Raw genomic sequence first — 3,646 nt, forward strand, 5'->3', positions numbered from 1 at the left:
ACGCCCACTGGCCCCGGGGCTGCGACCTGCTGCATGTCCACAACCCGCTTCTGGCCAAAAACCGCCGCCTGCCGGCGGTCCTGGAGGCCCTCCAGCGCCGCGGGGTGCGGCTCCTGCTGCAGGTCCACGATTTTGCCGAAGACGGCCGCCCCCAGCACTACACCCGCCAGCCCTACCCCGCGGACTGCCACTATGCCGTGGTCAACTCCCGCGATTACCGCTTTCTCAAGCGCGCCGGGCTGAGGGAACGCGGGCTGCATCTTCTGCCCAACATGATCACGGCCCCGCCCGCACCCGCCGGCCCGCCGGTCGACGCCGCGCCCCAGGTGCTCTACCCGGTGCGGGCCATCCGGCGCAAAAACATCGGCGAAGCCGCCCTGCTCTCCTGCTATTTCCCGGGCGACTGCCGCCTGGCGGTCACCCTCCCGCCCAACAGCGCCCGGGACCGCGCGGTGCATGCCGACTGGCAGGCCTTTGCCCGCCGGACGGGGTTAAAGGCGGTCTTCGACGTGGGACTCCACCAGGATTTCGGCAGCCTGCTGACCGGGGCGCGCTTCATCCTGACCACCAGCATCATGGAAGGGTTCGGTTTTTCCTTCCTGGAGCCCTGGGCGGCGGGCAAACTGGTCTGGGGGCGGCGCCTGCCGGAAATCTGCCGGGACTTCGAGGACCGGGGGATTTCCCTCGGGCACCTTTACAGCCGCCTGGACGTACCCCTGGCGTGGATCGACCCCGAGGCCTTCGAAGCCCGCTGGCGCGCGTGCGTCCGGAACGTTTGCCGCTCTTTGGGCCTGGCGCCCGATCCGGCTGAGGTGCAGGCGGCCTTCGACCACATCACCCGCGAAAAGCGGGTGGATTTCGGTCTGCTGGACGAAGGCGCCCAGCAGCGGGTCATCGCCCGGGTCCACGCCGAGCACAAGGCGGCCCAGCGGCTGGCCGCCGCGAACCCCTTTCTGCAAGACCCCGGCCGGGTGCCCGATGCCCCGGAGCTGGTGCGACGCAACCGCGCGGCCGTCCTGGCGGGTTACAACCGCACAGTTTACCGCGACCAACTCGTGGACACCTACCGGCGCGTCATCGGAACGGCGGTGCGCCAGCGAGTGGACAAGGCGTTACTGCTGGCCGCTTTTTTGGACCTTAAAACCTTCGGTCTGCTGAAATGGGGGGCCCATGGGTCCTGAGCCGACCGTCCCCGGCCTGCGCCCGCTGGCCCCGATCCCTACCGCCCTTGCGCCTGCGGGTGCCCTGCGGGCAAATATCGGCGCGGTTCTTTTTGACATCTACGGCACCCTGTTCATCAGCGCCTCGGGCGACATCGCCGCCGCCCGCAGCGAAAGCCCTCAGGGGGCCGCGCTGGCCCAGCTCCTGGCCCGTTTCGGAATCCAAGAGGCGCCCGAGACGGTGCTGGCGCGTTTTTTCGGCGCCATCGCGGCGGATCACCGCCGGGCCCAGGCTGCCGGTGTGGACCAGCCGGAGGTGATCATCGAGCGCATCTGGCAGTCCGTCCTGGGCTGGGAGTCGCGCAGCAAGGCGCGCGATTTCGCGCTGGCCTTCGAGCTGCTCGCCAACCCGGTCGCCCCCATGCCCGGGTTGGGCATAACCCTGGCAGCCCTCAGGGAGGCCCGCCTGAAACTGGGGCTGATCTCCAATGCCCAGTTTTACACCCCGCTGCTCTTCAGCCGGTTTCTGGGCGCCGACAGCGCCGCCCTCGGCTTCGATCCGCAGCTGGTCTTTTACTCCTACCGCTGGGGGGTGGCCAAACCGTCGCCGCGGCTTTTCCAGGCCGCCGCGGCCGCCTGCGAGCGCAAAGGGCTTCCCCCGGCGGCGGTGCTCTACGTCGGCAACGACGTCGGCAACGACATCCGGCCCGCCCGGCAGACCGGTTTCCAGACCGCACTGTTTGCCGGCGACCGCCGCTCGCTGCGTCTGCGTGAGGACGACCCGGCCTGCCGCGGGGTGCGACCGGACCTGGTGATCACGGAACTGCCCCAGTTGATCGACCGCTGCCTGTCCGGCAGGACCGACCGACCAGCCGGGTAGACGAACCCAACTCCGGCCGCCGGCCGGCGGCCGCACCGGATTTTCGACCGGCGGCGCCCGGCCGGCGCCCCCACGGATGGAGCCCATGACCCCAACGGAACCCCCGCCCCCGGCGGCCCCCATCTACGTTCCCGGGCGCGACCCCGAGGAGGATGCCTGGTTCACGGCCTTTTTTCTGGAAAACCACCTGGACCATCTGGCCTACCCGGACCACGTGGCGACCCCCGAGCAGGTGCGCTTTATGGTCTACACCGAGGAAAACGAGCGCTACTACCCGTGTTCGGACCAGATGTTCAAGGCCATCATGGACCGCGACCCGTCCCTGATGATCCAGCAAAAATATCTCGCGGTCTACCAGAGCACCCTCGCCCTGATCGAGGACCTGATCGAGGAGGCCCCCGAAAAAACATTTCTGGAGGCCCTGATCCGCATCAAGTACCAGCACGAAATCCGGGATGAGATCATGATCCCGTCGCGCCTGCAGAAGCGCCTGCTCAATATCTTCATCAACCGCACCCAGATCGAGGACCCCTACCTCTTCGAGAAGGCCCGGCGCAACCAATTGGCCGCCAGGATCCTTGCCGACAAAGGGTTTCAGCAGGCCCTCAACCGGCTGGACCCCCGGGACATGACGCCGCCGCCGCCCACCCTGGGCCAGGTCCGCAAGCTGGCCGAAACCATCGCGTTGCGGCGGCTGATCGCCCTTTCGGCCGAAAGCACCCTCTGGCAGCAGGAGCGCGAGACCCAGCCGAGCGCCGGCGACTTCGAGCGGATCTTCCGGCGCCGCATCACCGGCAACGGGGCCGACCGGTTTTTCAACTTTCTCGGCATCGGCCTGCATGAACGGCGCGAGGCCATCCGCAGCCGCAAAATCCTCTGGCTGGCCGACGAGGCCGGGGAGATCCTGGTGGATCTGCTGATCATCCGCAACCTGACCAAACTGGGCCACAAGGTGATCATCGCCTTCAAGGAGGGGCCGCTGTTCACCAAGGTGGACATCCACGACGTGCGCGCCGACCCGATTCTGCAGAAATCCCTGCAGGACGCTTACCACATCGAGGGCGCAAGCCTCGCCAAGAACCAGCTGGCCCAGGTGCTGCGCAGCGACCACCCGATATTCGTGCTCTCCGACGGCACCCGCGAAAACCTCAATTTCCTTCTGACCAGCACCACCTTCGCCCGGGTGTTCAAGGAGGTCGACGGCGTCGTCTCCCGCGGGGCGGACCAGCAGCGCCGGCTGTTCGACACCCATTTCCAGTTCACCCAGGACATCTTCAACATCCGCACCGACGACAGCGACGCGGTGGCCATCGCCTTCAAGCCGCGGCACCCGGCGGTGATCAAGTTTTCGCACGCCGACCTCGAGGAGAAGGCCCGCGCCATCATCAACCAGATGGCAGCGGCCAAGGCCGCCGGCATGACGGTGATCTTCTACAGCGGCATCATCGGCTCGATCCCCGGCAAGCTCCGGGTGGCCAAACGGATCATGTCGGTCTTCATCGCCCACCTCAAGGAGCAGCTGGCCGACACTTTCATCATCAACCCCTCGGAGTACTTCGAGTCCGGGATGGACGCCGACGACCTCATGTACATGTGGGAAATCGTG

Annotated in this window: 3 protein-coding genes; all 3 read left to right on the top strand. The window is 67.1% G+C overall.

The annotated features are described in order from the left end of the window. The coding region (locus tag LJE63_16095; protein MCG6908124.1) for a hypothetical protein at positions 1-1,181 on the top strand (1,181 nt) is incomplete at its 5' end. Then, a complete protein-coding gene (locus LJE63_16100; protein ID MCG6908125.1) occupies positions 1,171-2,040 on the top strand; it encodes an HAD family hydrolase in 870 nt (289 codons plus the stop codon). The genes LJE63_16095 and LJE63_16100, both read left to right, overlap by 11 nt. Before the next feature lie 85 nt (positions 2,041-2,125). Beyond that, positions 2,126-3,646 (top strand): ARMT1-like domain-containing protein (locus tag LJE63_16105; protein ID MCG6908126.1); only part of this gene is annotated, 1,521 nt, incomplete at its 3' end.

The sequence above is a fragment of the Desulfobacteraceae bacterium genome, assembly GCA_022340425.1.
Lineage (GTDB): Bacteria > Desulfobacterota > Desulfobacteria > Desulfobacterales > JAABRJ01 > JAABRJ01.

Bases quoted from the DNA above. Each gene is read 5' to 3' on its own strand.
- LJE63_16100 (MCG6908125.1), top strand. From the start codon at position 1,171: ATGGGTCCTGAGCCGACCGTCCCCGGCCTGCGCCCGCTGGCCCCGATC.